The following is a 16,192-nucleotide window of genomic DNA, read 5'->3' on the forward strand; positions in this document are numbered from 1 at the left end:
TTACATTTTTGTATTATTTTTCAACGCTTGCAAGGCTAGTGGGTCAGACCCCCATCGCGTTAAAGCTTTAGCGAATTGGGGGTCTGACCCTGTGGCCTTAAACAAGTTTTTGTCCGCAGTTGGGACAGAAATTAGATCCTTCGTTTTTTGTACCACAATTGGGGCAAAAATTCGGACGCTTTTGCCCTTCAGCCGACGCTGGTGCATCTGACGAAGGCAGTGCCGGTTGGTTCTGGGGCTGCTGGTTCATTTGGTTCATCATTTTGCCCGCGATGTTCATCCCCATCATCATTCCGGCCATATCCGATGCCGCCCCGCCGCCGCTCATTTTTCCCGTGGCCATGCCATCGGTTAACTCGATTTGCTGGTAGCGGCCAACATCGCTGACCATTCCATGCGATGCATTTTTGTTAATTCGGTCTTGAATCTCTTTGGGGTAACTGAAGCTCATCACATTGAATCCGGTCACTGAGATGCCGCTTTTTAACATTTGCATATCCAAATCATCCTGAATACCTTTGGAAATATCAAAGGAATTGACTTGAAGATTGAACATGTCCTTTCCTTCTCTTGAAATCCATTTCATCAAAAGCTGGTCAAGGACAGCGGTGATGCGAATTTTGACATCCTCCACTAAGTATTGCTCGCGAACGCCGGCAATTTGATCAATTAACGCAATATAATCCGCCACTTTAAAATTAAAGGTCCCGTTTGCCCGGATTGGCATCCCACCCGGAAGCCCCGGCGCCGGAATATTAATCGCGTTTTGTGTACCCCATTTCACAACAAATTCCTTCGTATTTACAAACAGCACTTCCACCCGCATGCCGCTATTGAAGCCAAATTTGAACCCCTTTAACGTCGATAAGAAGGGAATGATTTGCGATTCAATATCATACTCACCTTCGTCTTGGAAAACCCCTTCGATTTTTCCATTGTTGAAAAAGATAGCATCCTGGCCGGGACGAATAATCAAACGGCTCCCCTTTTTAATTTCACGATTGCTCCATTTATAGAAAATCATATCATCGCGAAATTCCTGCCATTCTACTACATTTGCAAATTGATTCTTAAAAAAAGACATCGATATCTACTCCCCTCCACTTTATTAGAACTTGCCTCTGCTGCCGCTGTGCGAGTGACCGCCCCCAGTGATTCCACCACCGCCGCTGCTGGTATTATTGGACGGTTTTCTTTGCCGTGTCACGGTTTGATGGGTAAAGGTATCATGCTTTCCAATTACTCTGGATTTATCATGATCCATATACGTCTGGGCATTGACCGTGACTCTTCCCCCGGAGCGATAAGCCATGATGGTCACCACGATACCTGCCACAACAAGGGAGGAAATGAGTTGAAACCACCATTGAAAAAAGATGTTTTCCACATTAGTGTTTTCATAGCTGTTTTGCCCATCATAATCGCCTCTGGGCCCATAGTCCGTGTATCCATCGGAGACACTGGTTGGCTCTTGGCCCATGTATTCATACGAAGTATTTATAAACTGTGAAAACGCTTGAAAATAATGTCCAGCCGATAAATCTGGAGTAATTTGATTGCGAATCTGATCAAGCCTTTCATCTTTCAAATACTGCTCGGCTTTTTTAAACCCAGCCAAGTAGATATCCCTCTCCCCCATATCAATCGCTAGGATCGCGGTATTTCCATGGGGTTGGTCATAGCCGGGAGCGTTTTCATCATAGAAATCCTCGACATACTGGACAATGTCCTTCCCATCCGTGCCATTCAACGTAATGATGATAAAAGCGGTTTCCCTCTGTCCTCCCAATTCGGCCGCCAAAGTTTGCAATTGTGCTGCTTCAGCTTCCGTCAGCAACTGAGCATGATCATAAATATAATGCGTCCGATCAAATTCTTGCGCTTTCACAGTCTGAAGGAACCCGAATGGCAGCACCAGCGAAAGAATCAATAACAAGAACAGAAGTCCTTTTTTTCGAAAATATTTCACACTCACCAAAAGCCACCTCCCATTAAATAGGCGACACATTTTAGCGCAAAGAAGGTGCCTACGGCAATACCGCTAAACCACGAAGCGACTTTACCCTTGCTAATCGGCGGTTTGCCGACAACTTTGCCCGTTTGTCCATTCATGGCAAATAGATAATTTGAATGGTTATAATCATAACTTACCAGCCATACTGGCAATAGAACATAATCGCTTTTTCGGTTATTTATATCAATCTGCTGATCCGTTATCCTGATAGAATGATAGCCTGATAATGTAGATTGAATATAAGATTCTATATATCCATCGATTTTGTCTTTCGCCCGTGGGAGCAGTTCTTCGTCTGAATAATTGTATTTCTCGGCCAGATAGCCAGCCAAATACGGGGTTTTAAAATCCTTTAATTGGTCATACGGGTAGGGCTCCAATTTATCCATTAATTCATCATTCATTTTTTCCGATGCATCAACAGGAATTTTGATATATTCAAGATTAATATCTCGAAAAACATCATAATATTTTGTTTCCGTATAAATATAATCACCCTGAGTGTAGGTCCTTACCCTAGTGCCTGTTGCCTTTACCTGTACCTTGCTGTTTAAGTCATACAGCCAAAAGGGGACGTACAGTCCTGTCATACTTTGGATTCTGTCACCATTCAGGAAGCCTTTTGGGGTAAGCAACCCTTTTCTGCACCATTTTTGAAACGCCGTTGTTGCCTGTTCTTTGCTAATTGAAAAAGGAATGACCTTTGCCGGTGCCAGATTTCCTGATAATCGGTCGGCAATCACCACACCCGCACCACAGAAGCCGCAATGGGTCGCTGCCGTTTCCGCGTCAGTGATGAGCACGGCGCCGCAATTCTCGCAATGGTACTCGTTTGCCTCATCCTCTGAAAATCGCAGTGACTTCAATTTTTCCGGATAATTTTCAATATTTTCGTGCCGGCCGCAAGCTTCACAGGATAAATCTCCTGACTCTGCATCAAAGCTCATATCACTCCCGCAGCCGGGGCATTTATAATGAAGGATCATATCCCCTCACCCCTTTTGTATGAACAAATAAAAATCTTCTGTTTTCTTTCAGGATAATCTTGCTCGCTTCCACTCCTCGACTTCTTTCATCAGTTTATCATGCATTTGTTTCATTTGCTGGGAGTTTTGTGATGACAATTGGTACGCCGTTTGTAGTTGCGTTAAATTGGCTGCCAGCAGCGTTTTTCTTTCCAGAAACTTCCTTGCGTCGCCCTCATTGCCTGTCTCCACCGCCTTAGCAGCGTAGCGCTCCATTTTATTCATCTCATCCTGGCATTCATCCAACTTCCGTTTTGCCCGTTGCTCTTCCGCCAATACCGACGCCGTTTCTGCTTTTACTTTTCCCAAATCCTTGTTCAAATTCTCCAAATACTGATCAATCATTTTCTCAGGGTCTTCCGCCTTATCCAACAACGCATTGATGTTGCTTGCCATAATATCTTTAAATCTTGCCAAAATACCCATTCCTGCCCACCCCTTCGAAAAAGTACCAATACAATATACTGTTTTATTTTTAAAAAGTTTCACAATTTACGGGCGCAACCCAGCAAAATTATAGTAGGTATAGCCTATTCGACATGAAATAACCAAAGGGAAAAATCATGCAACACCCAAATGTTATTTCTATACTCAACGATGACTTAAAACATTTCGGTAGGTTGAATCACCTGATACTATTCATTATTATTATGCCCCCTCCTACCATTGTTTCAAAGGTATAGCTACTTTCTATTCCATTCCCCCCTCTGCCATTTTCCTCCCGAAATAAAAAACTATCAAATCGGTAGAAAAATCACGAAAAACGCCTTCTCATTTCCAATTTGGAGCCGAAAATCACATTTTTCTACCCAAATTCGCTCCAAATTGGAAATGAGTGAATTCGACTCATTCTGCCAAACCCGATATCGTAAAGGTGCCAGAATCATAGAAAAGATGAATGGCCATATACAAACGATCATAAGGGTGGCGCATATATATGAGTTTAAAATCAGCCAGTATTGAACACTTTCACGAGTTTTCTCAATTTACTAGTCTCACTGAATTTAACCACCACATCGAACAGTGGCTCCTGGAGCACAAGGCTAACTTCTCCAAGGGTGAATTAGTAGGCTTAAAGCGTCTCATCCGATTTGCTGCAAAGATCCCTGGTGTCTGCAATGCCAAAATCGGAACCATCCTGAAGGCCATTCACTTGGAATTCCACGACAATGGCATTTCCCGTTCCACCTTTAAACGGATGATCTTAAAAGCAAAGGAATTCGGAATCATCACCGTATACGAAACAGAGAGAAAAAACGGCTCACAAACGAGCAACCTGTATGTTTTTAATCGTTTTCCTGTAAATGAACCACCTAAACCAGAAAAAATGAACCAGCCATTAGAAACTAGTAATCTTTTAAAAACTGAAAAAGATCAAAAGAATAATAAACGTAAAGAAGAACCGTTGGTATTAGATTACAGCTATGTTAGCAATCATGTTCCAAAAGAGTTTGTCCAGCTGGTCAAGTACTTTTATTCTGACGCAAAGACAATTGAGGAATTCTGGCATATGACGCAAATTGCTGCCTATAAATATAACAGCGAAAACGAAACAGATCAGATGCTTGAGATTGCTATTGAAGCATTTAAACAGCTGATTCGCAAATTAAAATTCACTAAAGCTGTCAGAAATCCAATTGCCTACTTTTATGGTGTTTTACAGAATAAATTTATGCGCCGATTTTATGATGAGCTTGACGCAGAATATGGTGTTGTACCGGGGTCTATGGTTATTGATTTCTGGATCCATAGAATGTTTATGGATTATTATGAAGACAAACTTTAATCGTTTATTTTTATCATAACTTTGATACAAAAATTAGCAGTACCACATTTCTGGCGGCTATAGCCTGTAGAGCATTTTACATTCTAATTATGTAATGGTCTTAAAAAGGAGAATTCTCTTGAGAAAAGAAAAGGCCATTTACATAGGTGAAGTGATTAAAAGGATTGGTTCTGAAAAAGAGTTGACACAAGAGGAACTTGCTCATGACAGCGATCTGGATGTCGTACATGAGTGATTTGGAGATAACTAAAAAAGGTCCATCACTATTTACTGTCTTTAAACTTGGGAAAGGTTTACAGATGGAGCACGAAGACCTTGTAAAGGAAATTAAAGAAGCCGCAGAATTTTATCGCATTTCTGAAACAGAAGAAACTAATTTTAACGTTAAAAAGTGAAAGCATGAACCTGAATAGCAAATAAAAGGATGCAATTATTTTAATATTCTCACAAAGAAACATACACGACATAAATCGACTGTTTTTGACACAAAAAGTTACGAATTAGGCATTAAAATAATCCCAATTGTGTAATTTTTTGTGTTATTTTTTATTTGTAATTATTTTTTGAAAATAACAATAAATTTTTATCCAATGTTACAGCTATCTGTAAAAAAATGTATTAAATAATTGATTTATTTGAACATTCTGAGTTCCGGTCTTTATTCACCACGTTCAAACAACTATATCTAAATGCTTTTGTAATAGGTCGATAGTAATAGTGATTCCTCTAGGTACTTTTTATTTTGTTTTGCAAAAGTGTTATTGCTGGGAGGTGAGGTTAATGTGAGCAGCAAAAAAATAAACCAAGAGCAAATGTCCTGGACAGACGGTGCTCTCGGTCTAATAAGTTAGCGGCAAACTAACTTATTGATAGTATACCTTTTTTCAAAGATTAATCAATCAAAAAACCTTAAGGAGCGAAAATTCTTTGGATATTGAAAAGTACTATATTATCAATCCGGATTTTATTCACATGTCAGGTTATCATGATCGAAATGGCAAGTGCTGCACTCTTGTTGAAGAATTACATAGAATACTGGTTGTGGATCGTTCTCCGTTAGAAATACTAGCAGACACCATCAGATGTATTGGCTCTGATCTAAACAGTGCGATAGCTAATGCCAAAGCGCGCCTAGGGAATATCACGATGTGCCCCATCCAGGTGGATCCGATTCATAACATTTGCGTCTTTGCAACCAAATCAGCCAAAAACGAGGATGCCATGTGGTTTAATCCAAATCATATCGTCAGAACCAACGGGTATTATTTAAAAACCCATGTAATACTTACGAATGGACGTATTCTAACTGTCCCTTGCAAGGTATCTGCCTTTAACAATAAATTGCAAAATGCGGACCAATTACAAAAAATTTCAAAGGCAATTGGAAACGATCCTATCGGTTTTCTGTTAGACCCTAAGCGGTTCCGGTTGCAACATAGCTAACTATGATAACACCTACTTCCTATCATTTTGGTTTGCAGAAATAATAATAAATTGTTTCATTTTATTAAACTTCAGTTATAATATAAACAAGTACAGAATAAATTGAAAAAGACCGAACATGCGGGAACATGTCCGGTCCAGCAATAGACGGATCCCTCAGCAGGGGATCGACATATTGGTAGGATAATCCACCCGAGCCGTCAACTCAAGGGTGGGTTATTTTTTTCGGTTAAATGACAGAATGCTTACGATTAAGCCCGCAAATCCAATCGCAAACTTTGATGACTCAAATACTGTCATTCAGCATCACCCCCTTTCTGTTTGGGAGTGTGCCATCCAGCTCATTTGGTTCAATACTGGTAACAATATGGATTTGCGCTTTTGCCCGTGAAATGGCAACATTTAAGCGGTTCTCTCCACCTTGCTGGCCTAATGTTTCAAACCGACGACTGATTCAAAGTGTATGCCTTTTTTCCGGTTATCAACATGTTGTCTCGTAAAACGGATAATGAGGCTGGTTATACACAACCCATTCCTGCTTCCGATAACAAAATGCCACCTTATCTTCAATATTTTTACCTCTATTTGTGGTTCGGTTCACCGTAACCTATCTAAATCCAAAAACAATTAATAAATGATTATTCCCCTTTACTCACTACTAATCATTTGTGCTATCTTTATAATCTGTAGCTCTTTTTGAACATTGCTTATTGAGGTAATACTACTCTTGGATCGTTGATCTATTTGTTTAGGTAGCTGTTGAATCTTCTTTATTTTAGCATCTAAATCCTTTTCTAAACTTTCTTTTATATTTACCTCAATTTCAGAACTGCCTTCATTATCCTTCCAAAACTGAATTGTATTTAGCGTATCTTTCCCCACTTCCTGTATTGAATTAATAAAGGTTTTAGTTTTAACTACAGTAGTTAAAACACTTGAAGATAATTCAAAAACTTTATGAGCTTCTATAGTAGCATTCCTTAAATCTTCAATCTGATAGATCAAGTTTGAGTTTAACTCTTGTTCAATTTGAATTAATTGTTCAATGCTTTTTTCTTTTTGATATTTTTCGAATAATGAACTTAACTTTTTTTGAGAATCACTCATCTCTTGTTGAATAACTGTTAATTTCTCCAAACCAATTAATATGTTATTAATTTCATCAAATTGACTCTGTGCAAAATCTAATTTAGTACTTATGTTATCTACAATAGGAATATTAACAATAGTGTTGACTCCATTAATGACGGTACTTGTTATTTCAATTTTGCCTAATGCATCCTTTAAAGGAGCTAAATTTCCTTTAAGCCACTCAATATTTTCAACTAATAAATTTATATCCTTATTGTATTTATCTAGATCGCTAATTATTTTTGGTAATTCTGTTTCTATTACTTTTGACGAATTGTTTCTAGCTTCATTTACTTGGTTCTTCATAGTATTTAACTCTGTAGGGTCACCAACATTATTGTTGACAACTATTTGACTGGCTGTATATCCGGTTAAACCTGAAATTAACATTGATAAAGTAATTGTAATAGGAAACAAATATTTCTGAAATACCTGTTTCTGGTTAGATAATGCCCTCTCCTTCACCACTTCCATATGCGGTTCCTTCTTCCTAAATTATTTACATATTCAAAAACTTGCAGTTTACAAAACTCCTTACTTTTGTCCAACATTCTTGCTCCACGACAAAAGTAGGGTGGTTACAAGTACCACCCTTGGAAAATCTCATTAGTACAACAAATTCATCGAATTAGTGAAATTGTCCTTTTTTAGTTTATCAATACTTTTTTGTAACTCAGTGTATGACTTTTCCGTTTCCATCATTAATCCAAACACGGCCTGGACTTCCCCTATACACCTTTTCGCATCCTCATAGCCTTGCTCGATCCATTCAGTGATCCGAGATGGTTCAAATTTTAGCATGGTAGAAAGTGAACCTTCAGGATGAATTGGCCGCTTAGGTCGGACTTCAATAATAGTTGTATTTGGAAAATGGGCTCGATTGAAAAGTGCACCATCACTTAAATGTACAACAATACAATATTGGTAACCTGCTTCTACTAATGGTGTGAGTGGGGTATTCCCCCGTTTGTCTTTCCAACCACCCATTCCTCCATCAATATATTGTTTTCCATCTATTAATTGGCTTTCAAAGGCAATTGGAACTGCTGCACTTGCCAACAGGAGATCAATTCTTTCTTGTACTGTTCTAGCTTGGAGCAGGAAATACTCAGATTCTTTATTTTGTTTCATTCCAATTTCCGATAATAATAGAGAAAACATATCATTTACCAGTTCATCACTTTGATAGGCCGATACCCAAAGTGGACAAATGTCTAATAGCTGGTTTACTCTTAATTCTTCTTCAAGAATTGAACGAAGAGCACCATTATCAAAAAGACTTTCTTTTACTTTCGGAAATAAAGGACTTTGTTCAATAATCCTAAATAACGGCAACACTTTTGATGAAGCAGAACTTACTCTTGCCGCATTTACTAAAATCTGTTTTAATAAGTTAATTTCCGGATGAAGCTGTGCCCCTTTTCGAATTACCGCGTATACCAGAGCCACTGTTAAGTACTTTTTATTTACTTGAAGTAACTCATTCGTTTCAAGTGATTCCCAAATTTCTTTAAGCTTTTTGGCTCCTTCTGTAATACTATTGGAAGAGGCTAAAAAAGCGGCATTCAACGCCCCGATACTTGCTCCAGAGTAAGCATCTGGTTTAATTCCCGCTTCTGCGAGATATTGGGCGACTCCTGCTTGATAGGCACCTCTTGCTCCACCACCTGAAAAGACGATTCCAAGCTTTTTTTCTTTTCCCATTACCGTATTCCTCCAAATAATCGAGCACTAGCTTCTGCCATGTACCGTTCACTAAGGCGATTTGACGAGACAACATATGGGAGTTCCTTATGTTTTTGCCTTAAAAGCCAATCTTCTATTTCCCCATACTGTGTAGAACCAGCTTGGGTTATTTGTATAATTGCGGAATGGAAAGGCAGGGATCCTAATATCCCAGTTTCGAGCATAAGATTAAGCATATCTTGATGCAGTCTTTTTTCTGTATTTATTGGCAACAGCCAATCAACTGTTGGAATTAATTCATCAGGATTCACTCCAGTAATCTTTCGAAGCTGAATTACGCTCTTGTGCCGAAGTTGTTCCCTAAACTCAGGATTAGTTTGATTGTACTCTCCGAATTGCCCCCAAAGTAGTTCCTCCAACACAACCACCAGCTGAACAATAGGCGAAAAGCCCGCAATATCCCCGGCTTCCCATTTATCAAAAACTCGGTCCATTTCTATAACAGCACTTTGACGCAAACCTAGTCTGGCTACTTCTGACTGCAAAGAGTTATATTTGTCATCCATTTCATTAACAGCCTTCATTAATGAATCCTCTAAAACCTCTAAATCCTGCTTAAGTTCTAAATGATGATGGATCAACTTCACTACTCCATCACGAGTTTCTTGAAGCTTATCAGAAACAAAAGTTAAGGCGCGGTTGGTCTGAATCTGATTAATTTGCAAATTCTGAACCCAGGTACTAAGGGTTTGAATCCCTGCTGCCATGTTATGATCAATGATTTGCTGCCTTTGAGCTGATTTACCTGTAATAGAGTCCCATACTCTTGTGAAAAATTTATTATTTCTCGTCTCCCGGAATCGAATTTGCTCCTGTGTTACTTCAATACCATTTATTAAATCTACTACAAGTTTATCGTGAAGGACGGGAACTCGTTTAACAAGTTCCGCCCATTCCTGTCCATCTAATTTAAGTTCAGCTATGCTCATACAAGAGATGGCTCCTTTTGTTCATTCTTTGATAGTTGCTCGTGTAATGGTTTGACATCATCCATATGTTCCTTAGCTATGGAAAGCAAAGACTCCATAGCTGTTAATAGCTTTCCCAGGCTTTCTTCATTTTCCTGTTTGTCCTTTAAACTATCAAGTAAGTTACCACGGAATTTTTCTAAGTAGCTAGAGAGCTCGTCAAAATAGAATCTTAGATTTACAACTAATTCATTTGATACATATTGGTCAACAGCAACTTTCAGGCTGCTCTGTTCTTTTTTTAGATTATTTAATATCCTGTTCCCAATTGCCTTAGTATCAACCCAGTACTCATCCTCATAATAGGTGTATTGTCGTTCATGTTCGTACAGCCATAAGGTGTACCATTTTCTTTCATAGGTGGTACCGGTTTTACGAACGTTTTGCTCTTCAATGGCCTTATCTTGAATGGAATCAAAATCAACCTTTATTGGATTTACCTTAAGATCCTGAAATGATAACTCAATGGAAAAGGCGTCTCCTAAACGCTCAGCTGCCCGAATTAATGTTGGTTGAACCTGTTGATCAATTTCCTTTTGGAGGGACCCTTCCATATCTTGTACCGACTGATTCACCAATCGTTGTAGTTCATTTGAGATATGGTTACAGTCCTCCTTAATAACGGCATATAATTGATCGAGGAATTTTTTCGCCTCGGACTTCTTGGAAAATTTATTTGGTCCATTTAGGTTAATCTTGAAATCTTGGTCATTTTGTTTATTACCAAGAAATGAGCCAACTATCGCTCCAATTCGCCGCTGTGGGCGATTTTGCAGAGCAGCCTCTCTTTGCTTTTCCTGCGCCTCTTTAATTTCAATTCTTTTTCCTTCTCTGAAAAGAGTTGTAATACTCTTTACTAGCGCATCGTTCCCCTGGTTAAAGGCAAAAGTGATTTTCCCACTCAATTGTTCCATAGCTCTCTTGGAAGAGGTGGTAGCAGATTGTGAAGATGTTTTAATTAATTGAATATCTCGTTCAATTGCCGTGATATGATGTTTTATATCTTCAATGTTTTTACTAATGCCGCCGCTTCGCATTTTCAAATAGGTGCTCATATCACTATCATAATTCTTCATTTTATTGACAGCCGATTCAATGCTGATCAATGCAGCTCGACTATGGGCTTTCCCTATCACCTTCTCTAACGGCTCATCAAAAAGACTATCCTCCCAAAGCACGTCTGCACTGGCCTTCACTTCATCAATATCATGGATTTTTCTTTCCCATCTTCGTCCTAGTGCCTCTTCAGCAAAATCTTCAACCCATTCACTTTCTTCGGGATTTGGAAGCTTGTTATGTAAAGAAATCTCACTAAGTGCGCGATTTGCCAAATAGCCATATTTACTAGAAACGGGAAAGACCCTATCGGAATCAATTTCACCTTTAAAAAGCTCTTTGGATACGAAGTGGCGCACTTCCTGCTCGCCCATTGAATTTTTATCCTTTTGATCGAATTTATTAACCAATAAAAATAAACGATCCCCGCTATGTTCTAAAATTTCCTCTATTGCCTCACGCACCTCAGCGTCAGCTTCAGAGTTTAACTGGGTATAGTCAAGGACAGCTAGCACAGCAGAAGCTTTTTCAAGCTGCTCTTCCAGGATTTTCTTCAAATAGGTTTGTCCTGCTTCATTTGGACCTGGTGTGTCAATTAATGCAAAGCTTCCTTTTGTTTCAGCAGATTGATTGCGGAGGTGGAAAAACTCAACTTCAATCACCGGAAATTCATCAATACTATTGTACTGTTCAAGAGGTGATGCTAGATTAATATTTTTGTAATCACATAAACGAGAAATATCATTAATTGATTTTAAAAATTCAAAGATTTGATCGGTTCCTTTATATACATTGTCAATGCTTGAAAACTTTCTGGAAATAATATCTTGAATAAGCTCCCTTCCATCTTCAGAGGCATAAACAGGGAGATTCTCTATTTCCTTTACTCCCATTTCTTCGAGTGCCAGACGGATCCTTTCAATTGTTTCATTAAATGGCTGTGGTTTTGGAAAATGTAACGTTGGTGTTTCAAAACCAGCCTTATGTCTGATTAGGGTCGGAAGTGTAGTCATAGGCCTGTTTCGGTTAGGCAGGACTTCTTTACCGACAATAGCATTAATTGTTGTGGATTTCCCTGCTTTTACAGTCCCTACAACAGCTAACGTCATTTCCAATCTTTCCACCTTGGAATTTTCATCGTACAATGTTTTAGCCCATAGTTCGGCTTCTTTCCTATCTACCGTACGATCATGGTTATCTTCCTGTTTATCCTTTAATAGATTCGGTGTTTCAATTAAATCCTTTACAAGACCTTGTTGTTTTTCTATTAATCTAAGAACTTCCTTTCGTATGTACTCTATGTTTTTTTCATGCATGCTGCTTCTCTCCTTCTATTTTTAGGATGTTTGGAAGTTAATGTATATAATTCTATTATAATGAAATATTTTTTCAAAACAATGCAAATATAGGTATTTGTTACTATTATCTCAAACAAAATACCTATACTCTATGAAACGTTTTAAAAATAGTCGGGCGGTGCCAGGCACCATAGCCAACTTTTGTATTTAAGACTAACATCCCTATATTCATTTCTTTAAAAATTTAATTAACAATCAAATGTAAACACATTGATTACCAATTTATAATAAGCTTTAATCATTTTTTGTTGCTATCGCTGTTAATAGGTTATAATATAATTAGTAATTTCATAAATTAAAAAAGACCGAACATGCAGCAACATGTCCGGTCCAGCAATAGACGGTATCCTCAAAGGGAAACGGCTATGGGACGAAATAATCCGCCAAGAGCCGGTTAACTCAAGGGCGGATTATTTTTTATGGTTATGAAATGACAGAATCGCAATAATTAGACTAGTAAAAGATATTGCGAGCATCAATGCTTGAAAAACTGTCATTCAGCATCACCCCCTTTCTGTTTGGGAGTGTGCCGACCACCCTTGAGAAATCCTATTCTATTGCCATTATATTATACCATTTACCTCACTATAAGAACATGCGTTCCTAAAATATGCATATAATTTTTTTCGCAAATTACCTAATCTCTTTTAAAAAAACCAAACGATTGCTCCAACAGCTTTATCAATAATCTTTTTGCTTAATCCTGGGATCCATTAATATAGCATAAAGATAGGATGGGGCTCTAAGATGTTGAATGACTGTAGTCTTTTGCAAAGGTACGTATTCTAAAGCCTTTTCAAACTGACTTTTTGGCACAATCTGATTGGTTGTCGTTAGCTCGATTGAATTTCCATTTACACCGTATGAAAATGGCTTGCCCTTTTTTTGAGTAAAAGTTTCTCCTTCATTAAGCAAAATTCTTTCCCATATTTTATTTATCATTCTTCCTCACCTTTGATTGAAAGTAGCGTTTAGTACATCCTTCAACTACCGTAATTCTTCATCCTACAAGGTTTTCAAATAATTAATAATAGCAATGAATTGGCCCATAAACGCGGGCAAATCTGATACAAAACCTTGGACTCTTCCTCTGCTTTCATTAATTAATAAACACTCATAGAGCAGCTTGCAGTTATCGAGGAGGAATCCATAATGCTTATTGCTCAAAAATTTCAGGTATCACTCCTGCAGGTTTAATTGTTTTAGCAGAATATTATCAATTTTAAAATCTCCACATTTAACCATATTATTATCCTTTATAATGAAAAATCTCTTTTTATTTGCTCAATACTCTTATTCGTTTGCACTGAAATAAAGCTAACTAAGTCTACATAATTCCCGCTATTTACCAGCTGTTTAAATTTCTTCACATGATTCTCGAACCCTCTAAAATAATCGCTTTGATAATTTGGGGAGTTATATATTTTTAATAATTCAAGATAGTCCTTTGAAATTTTTTTGTCCTGGATCTGGATAAGAATATCCTTCCAATTATTTATTCGATGTGAATGAATTGGTTTTTTTACTCTTAATTCCTTATTTTGCTCATCTTCTATTTGTTTAATAAATTGTTCAATCTCCAATATATATTGATAAAGTTCATTTCTATTTTTGTTATCCACTTCTCTTAATACTGTTGCCTTGTAATGATCAAACCGATCTTTTCTATGATGGATTTTCCCTTGTCTTTGTTTTGTATCTTTTTTCTTTTCAATAGATTCTTTTATTGCCTTACCCCCATTACCAAAAGCTCCGGCTACTCCCGCAACCTCTTTCCAGTTTTCTTTTAGGAACTTACCAGCTTTTGGTCCATGTTTTTTAACACCTTCTATTATTGGTCCAAATGGTATCCTCGCCATAGTTATGCTCCTTTTCTTCTGTATTAAAGAGAATGATAGGTTTTCTTTATATTTCTATAGTATAAAATATCCAATTATTACCTATCAGTTTTGCATACTTACCTTCTAACTATGCTTCCTCATTTTCTACCAAATCTGTAACTAAATCAATTTCTTTTGATGGGTTAGATTCCGCTAAGAAATTTAGCTTTGATTAATATGTAAAAAGTAATACCGAAGCTGTTAGTTTCCTAACTCATTTTAGATAAGGCATAACTTCCTTTATCTTTTCATTTGCTAATTCCTTTGCTTTTTCGATATCTTAAAACCGCCCATAATACCTACCCTATATCACAACTACCCAATCCTGATTCTTTTTATCCCATGATACCCCTCTTACCCCGCTTTTACTTCCTTTTCTTGCTCCTTTTCGGTTCTGCTGGTTTTCACTTTTAGTTGCATTGAATAAGTTTTGATTGCGGTTATCTAATGTATTATGGAACCTATGGTCTGTCACTATTTCTTCAGGTGTGTTCATAATAACCGATGCAAGTAAATTCTGCCTTCTGGTATATTGGCAATTGAAGAAGTGCCAAGCACCTTCCATTTTACTGAAAGGCCTGGCACTTCTTATTCCCCAATCGCATTAAAGCTTTGGAGGCCCGCTGGCAAAACCCATAGTATCCTTCGTACTGCTTCTTCAATATTTAGGATTATGTTAGCTTTAGGTATTTGCCACCTGATGTTTATTTACCGCTAAAAATCCCTCCAATAATTGTATCCCACCAGCTTTATCAAGCGGCTCATTGTTTTTCTCACAGATGGTCAAATGTGTACAGTTTGGACATCCGTTCGAACATGGACAAGCCTTCAGAATTCCCAATCCTTTTTTAAAAATATGAAGCAGTCGTTCTTCGATCGCTTCCATGATACCGGCACCGCCACCTCCTGTTTCGTAACAAACGATGGTAGGCTTGTTGTCAAATTCCTTTAAGTTTGTTGACGACATCAAGGAGAAATCACTGTGCGAGCATTTGACAACCGTTGGAATTGCTGAGGCAATCGCATGTTCAACGACATGCAGCGCACCTTCCGAGACTCCTCCCGGAAACTGCCCCCATAAACCTTCCGTTGTATACCGAACCGGATACACCGGATACATATTTCTCTCTTGAATGAGTTCCGAAGTTCCCCCGCCAAATAACTGAACTTTTTTATAACCAAACAAATGTCTGGTAATTTCCACTTGGCCTCGGCCAAGCTTGACCAAATCATGAATGGTGTTTTCCTTTACGACATCCAGCACATGAAAGGAATCAAAGATTTGCGATCTGGTGGTATAGTCAGCTTTAACGGGAAGTGCACAAATTTCATTTTTGCTGTGTAAAATTCTGGTCACCTTATACGTCTTCTGATTATAGAGGAATACCGCACCCAAATGATAATCCCGCAGCAACGACCGCTCATCGACCCCTTCATAAAGGGTTTCATTCGTTAGCCCTTGATTGTGAATCACATTATACAATTTGCTGCTGCTTAATAGGAAATTATACTTGATCTCCGGGTCCACTAATTTCCATGTACCTTTTGACACTTCCTTCATCTTTTCGAGAAAACCGTCCGCTTTTCGGGCAGCGGAAACTTTAAAAAAGTTATGCGGTGATGAGATGGTCCCGTTCAGTTCATGTGTGGCGTATTGCAAATGTTCTGCAACAATATTTGGGTTGGACACATCAATGGTGACATGTTCCGCTTCTCGTTCCATGAATTCCTTCGGATTGGATGGAGCAGCATTGTATACCCAGATACTGTATTTCCCTCATACCA

The 16,192-nt window shown here is 38.2% G+C and carries 15 protein-coding genes and 1 pseudogene; 3 read left to right on the plus strand and 13 right to left on the minus strand.

Annotation, left to right across the window (positions count from 1 at the left end; translation table 11 throughout):
* Positions 1 to 97: 97 nt before the first annotated feature.
* The 4 genes and pseudogenes from ACNQGS_RS08170 to ACNQGS_RS08185 form a co-directional block, all read right to left on the minus strand.
* A complete protein-coding gene (locus ACNQGS_RS08170) occupies positions 98 to 1,084 on the minus strand; it encodes an SPFH domain-containing protein (protein WP_491486897.1) in 987 nt (328 codons plus the stop codon).
* A gap of 24 nt (positions 1,085 to 1,108) precedes the next feature.
* Entirely contained in the window at positions 1,109 to 1,975 is an 867-nt protein-coding gene (locus tag ACNQGS_RS08175; protein WP_491486898.1) for a TPM domain-containing protein, read from the minus strand.
* The gene (locus tag ACNQGS_RS08180) at positions 1,972 to 3,000 is read right to left on the minus strand and encodes a TFIIB-type zinc ribbon-containing protein (RefSeq protein ID WP_491486899.1); all 1,029 of its coding nucleotides are present in this window, start codon (positions 2,998 to 3,000) and stop codon (positions 1,972 to 1,974) included. The genes ACNQGS_RS08175 and ACNQGS_RS08180 overlap by 4 nt, the downstream gene beginning before the upstream one ends.
* A 57-nt stretch (positions 3,001 to 3,057) precedes the next feature.
* Positions 3,058 to 3,465 (minus strand): annotated as a pseudogene (locus ACNQGS_RS08185) (PspA/IM30 family protein); the annotation flags it as partial.
* Between the two features lie 511 nt (positions 3,466 to 3,976).
* Here ACNQGS_RS08185 and ACNQGS_RS08190 point away from each other — a divergent pair.
* The 3 genes from ACNQGS_RS08190 to ACNQGS_RS08200 all read left to right on the plus strand — a co-directional run bounded on the left by ACNQGS_RS08190 (position 3,977) and on the right by ACNQGS_RS08200 (position 6,268).
* On the plus strand, positions 3,977 to 4,825 hold the full coding sequence (locus ACNQGS_RS08190) for a hypothetical protein (protein WP_491486900.1): 849 nt from the start codon (positions 3,977 to 3,979) through the stop codon (positions 4,823 to 4,825).
* Between the two features lie 227 nt (positions 4,826 to 5,052).
* Positions 5,053 to 5,220: a hypothetical protein gene (locus ACNQGS_RS08195; protein ID WP_491486901.1), complete on the plus strand. Its 168-nt coding sequence runs from the start codon at positions 5,053 to 5,055 to the stop codon at positions 5,218 to 5,220.
* Positions 5,221 to 5,752: 532 nt separating this feature from the next.
* On the plus strand, positions 5,753 to 6,268 hold the full coding sequence (locus ACNQGS_RS08200) for a competence protein ComK (RefSeq protein WP_491486902.1): 516 nt from the start codon (positions 5,753 to 5,755) through the stop codon (positions 6,266 to 6,268).
* A gap of 648 nt (positions 6,269 to 6,916) precedes the next feature.
* Here the strand turns inward: ACNQGS_RS08200 and ACNQGS_RS08205 are convergent.
* The 9 genes from ACNQGS_RS08205 to ACNQGS_RS08245 form a co-directional block, all read right to left on the minus strand.
* The gene (locus ACNQGS_RS08205; RefSeq protein ID WP_491486903.1) at positions 6,917 to 7,873 is read right to left on the minus strand and encodes a hypothetical protein; all 957 of its coding nucleotides are present in this window, start codon (positions 7,871 to 7,873) and stop codon (positions 6,917 to 6,919) included.
* A gap of 132 nt (positions 7,874 to 8,005) precedes the next feature.
* Positions 8,006 to 9,103 (minus strand): patatin-like phospholipase family protein, encoded by a 1,098-nt coding sequence (locus tag ACNQGS_RS08210; protein ID WP_491486904.1) that lies wholly within the window; start codon positions 9,101 to 9,103, stop codon positions 8,006 to 8,008.
* Positions 9,103 to 10,074 (minus strand): diguanylate cyclase regulator RdcB family protein, encoded by a 972-nt coding sequence (locus ACNQGS_RS08215; RefSeq protein WP_491486905.1) that lies wholly within the window; start codon positions 10,072 to 10,074, stop codon positions 9,103 to 9,105. The genes ACNQGS_RS08210 and ACNQGS_RS08215 overlap by 1 nt, the downstream gene beginning before the upstream one ends.
* Positions 10,071 to 12,485, minus strand: coding sequence for a dynamin family protein (locus ACNQGS_RS08220; RefSeq protein ID WP_491486906.1), 2,415 nt, complete (start codon positions 12,483 to 12,485; stop codon positions 10,071 to 10,073). Before ACNQGS_RS08220 ends, ACNQGS_RS08215 begins: the two co-directional genes overlap by 4 nt.
* A gap of 452 nt (positions 12,486 to 12,937) precedes the next feature.
* Positions 12,938 to 13,024, minus strand: a complete 87-nt coding sequence (locus ACNQGS_RS08225; RefSeq protein WP_491486995.1) for a putative holin-like toxin — start codon at positions 13,022 to 13,024, stop codon at positions 12,938 to 12,940.
* A gap of 184 nt (positions 13,025 to 13,208) precedes the next feature.
* Positions 13,209 to 13,469, minus strand: coding sequence for a hypothetical protein (locus ACNQGS_RS08230; protein ID WP_491486907.1), 261 nt, complete (start codon positions 13,467 to 13,469; stop codon positions 13,209 to 13,211).
* Positions 13,470 to 13,783: 314 nt separating this feature from the next.
* Positions 13,784 to 14,386, minus strand: coding sequence for a hypothetical protein (locus ACNQGS_RS08235; RefSeq protein ID WP_491486908.1), 603 nt, complete (start codon positions 14,384 to 14,386; stop codon positions 13,784 to 13,786).
* 325 nt (positions 14,387 to 14,711) lie between these two features.
* Positions 14,712 to 14,972, minus strand: coding sequence for a hypothetical protein (locus tag ACNQGS_RS08240; RefSeq protein ID WP_491486909.1), 261 nt, complete (start codon positions 14,970 to 14,972; stop codon positions 14,712 to 14,714).
* Positions 14,973 to 15,089: 117 nt separating this feature from the next.
* Positions 15,090 to 16,130, minus strand: coding sequence for a Zn-binding domain-containing protein (locus tag ACNQGS_RS08245; protein WP_491486910.1), 1,041 nt, complete (start codon positions 16,128 to 16,130; stop codon positions 15,090 to 15,092).
* Positions 16,131 to 16,192 lie beyond the last annotated feature (62 nt).

Source organism: Neobacillus sp. PVCKKU3 (genome assembly GCF_058323225.1).

Bases quoted from the DNA above. Each gene is read 5' to 3' on its own strand.
- ACNQGS_RS08190 (WP_491486900.1), top strand. From the start codon at position 3,977: ATGAGTTTAAAATCAGCCAGTATTGAACACTTTCACGAGTTTTCTCAA.
- ACNQGS_RS08205 (WP_491486903.1), bottom strand. From the start codon at position 7,873: ATGGAAGTGGTGAAGGAGAGGGCATTATCTAACCAGAAACAGGTATTT.
- ACNQGS_RS08240 (WP_491486909.1), bottom strand. From the start codon at position 14,972: ATGGAAGGTGCTTGGCACTTCTTCAATTGCCAATATACCAGAAGGCAG.
- ACNQGS_RS08210 (WP_491486904.1), bottom strand. From the start codon at position 9,103: ATGGGAAAAGAAAAAAAGCTTGGAATCGTCTTTTCAGGTGGTGGAGCA.
- ACNQGS_RS08230 (WP_491486907.1), bottom strand. From the start codon at position 13,469: ATGATAAATAAAATATGGGAAAGAATTTTGCTTAATGAAGGAGAAACT.
- ACNQGS_RS08195 (WP_491486901.1), top strand. From the start codon at position 5,053: ATGAGTGATTTGGAGATAACTAAAAAAGGTCCATCACTATTTACTGTC.
- ACNQGS_RS08245 (WP_491486910.1), bottom strand. From the start codon at position 16,130: ATGGAACGAGAAGCGGAACATGTCACCATTGATGTGTCCAACCCAAAT.
- ACNQGS_RS08180 (WP_491486899.1), bottom strand. From the start codon at position 3,000: ATGATCCTTCATTATAAATGCCCCGGCTGCGGGAGTGATATGAGCTTT.
- ACNQGS_RS08215 (WP_491486905.1), bottom strand. From the start codon at position 10,074: ATGAGCATAGCTGAACTTAAATTAGATGGACAGGAATGGGCGGAACTT.
- ACNQGS_RS08170 (WP_491486897.1), bottom strand. From the start codon at position 1,084: ATGTCTTTTTTTAAGAATCAATTTGCAAATGTAGTAGAATGGCAGGAA.
- ACNQGS_RS08220 (WP_491486906.1), bottom strand. From the start codon at position 12,485: ATGCATGAAAAAAACATAGAGTACATACGAAAGGAAGTTCTTAGATTA.
- ACNQGS_RS08235 (WP_491486908.1), bottom strand. From the start codon at position 14,386: ATGGCGAGGATACCATTTGGACCAATAATAGAAGGTGTTAAAAAACAT.
- ACNQGS_RS08225 (WP_491486995.1), bottom strand. From the start codon at position 13,024: ATGACAGTTTTTCAAGCATTGATGCTCGCAATATCTTTTACTAGTCTA.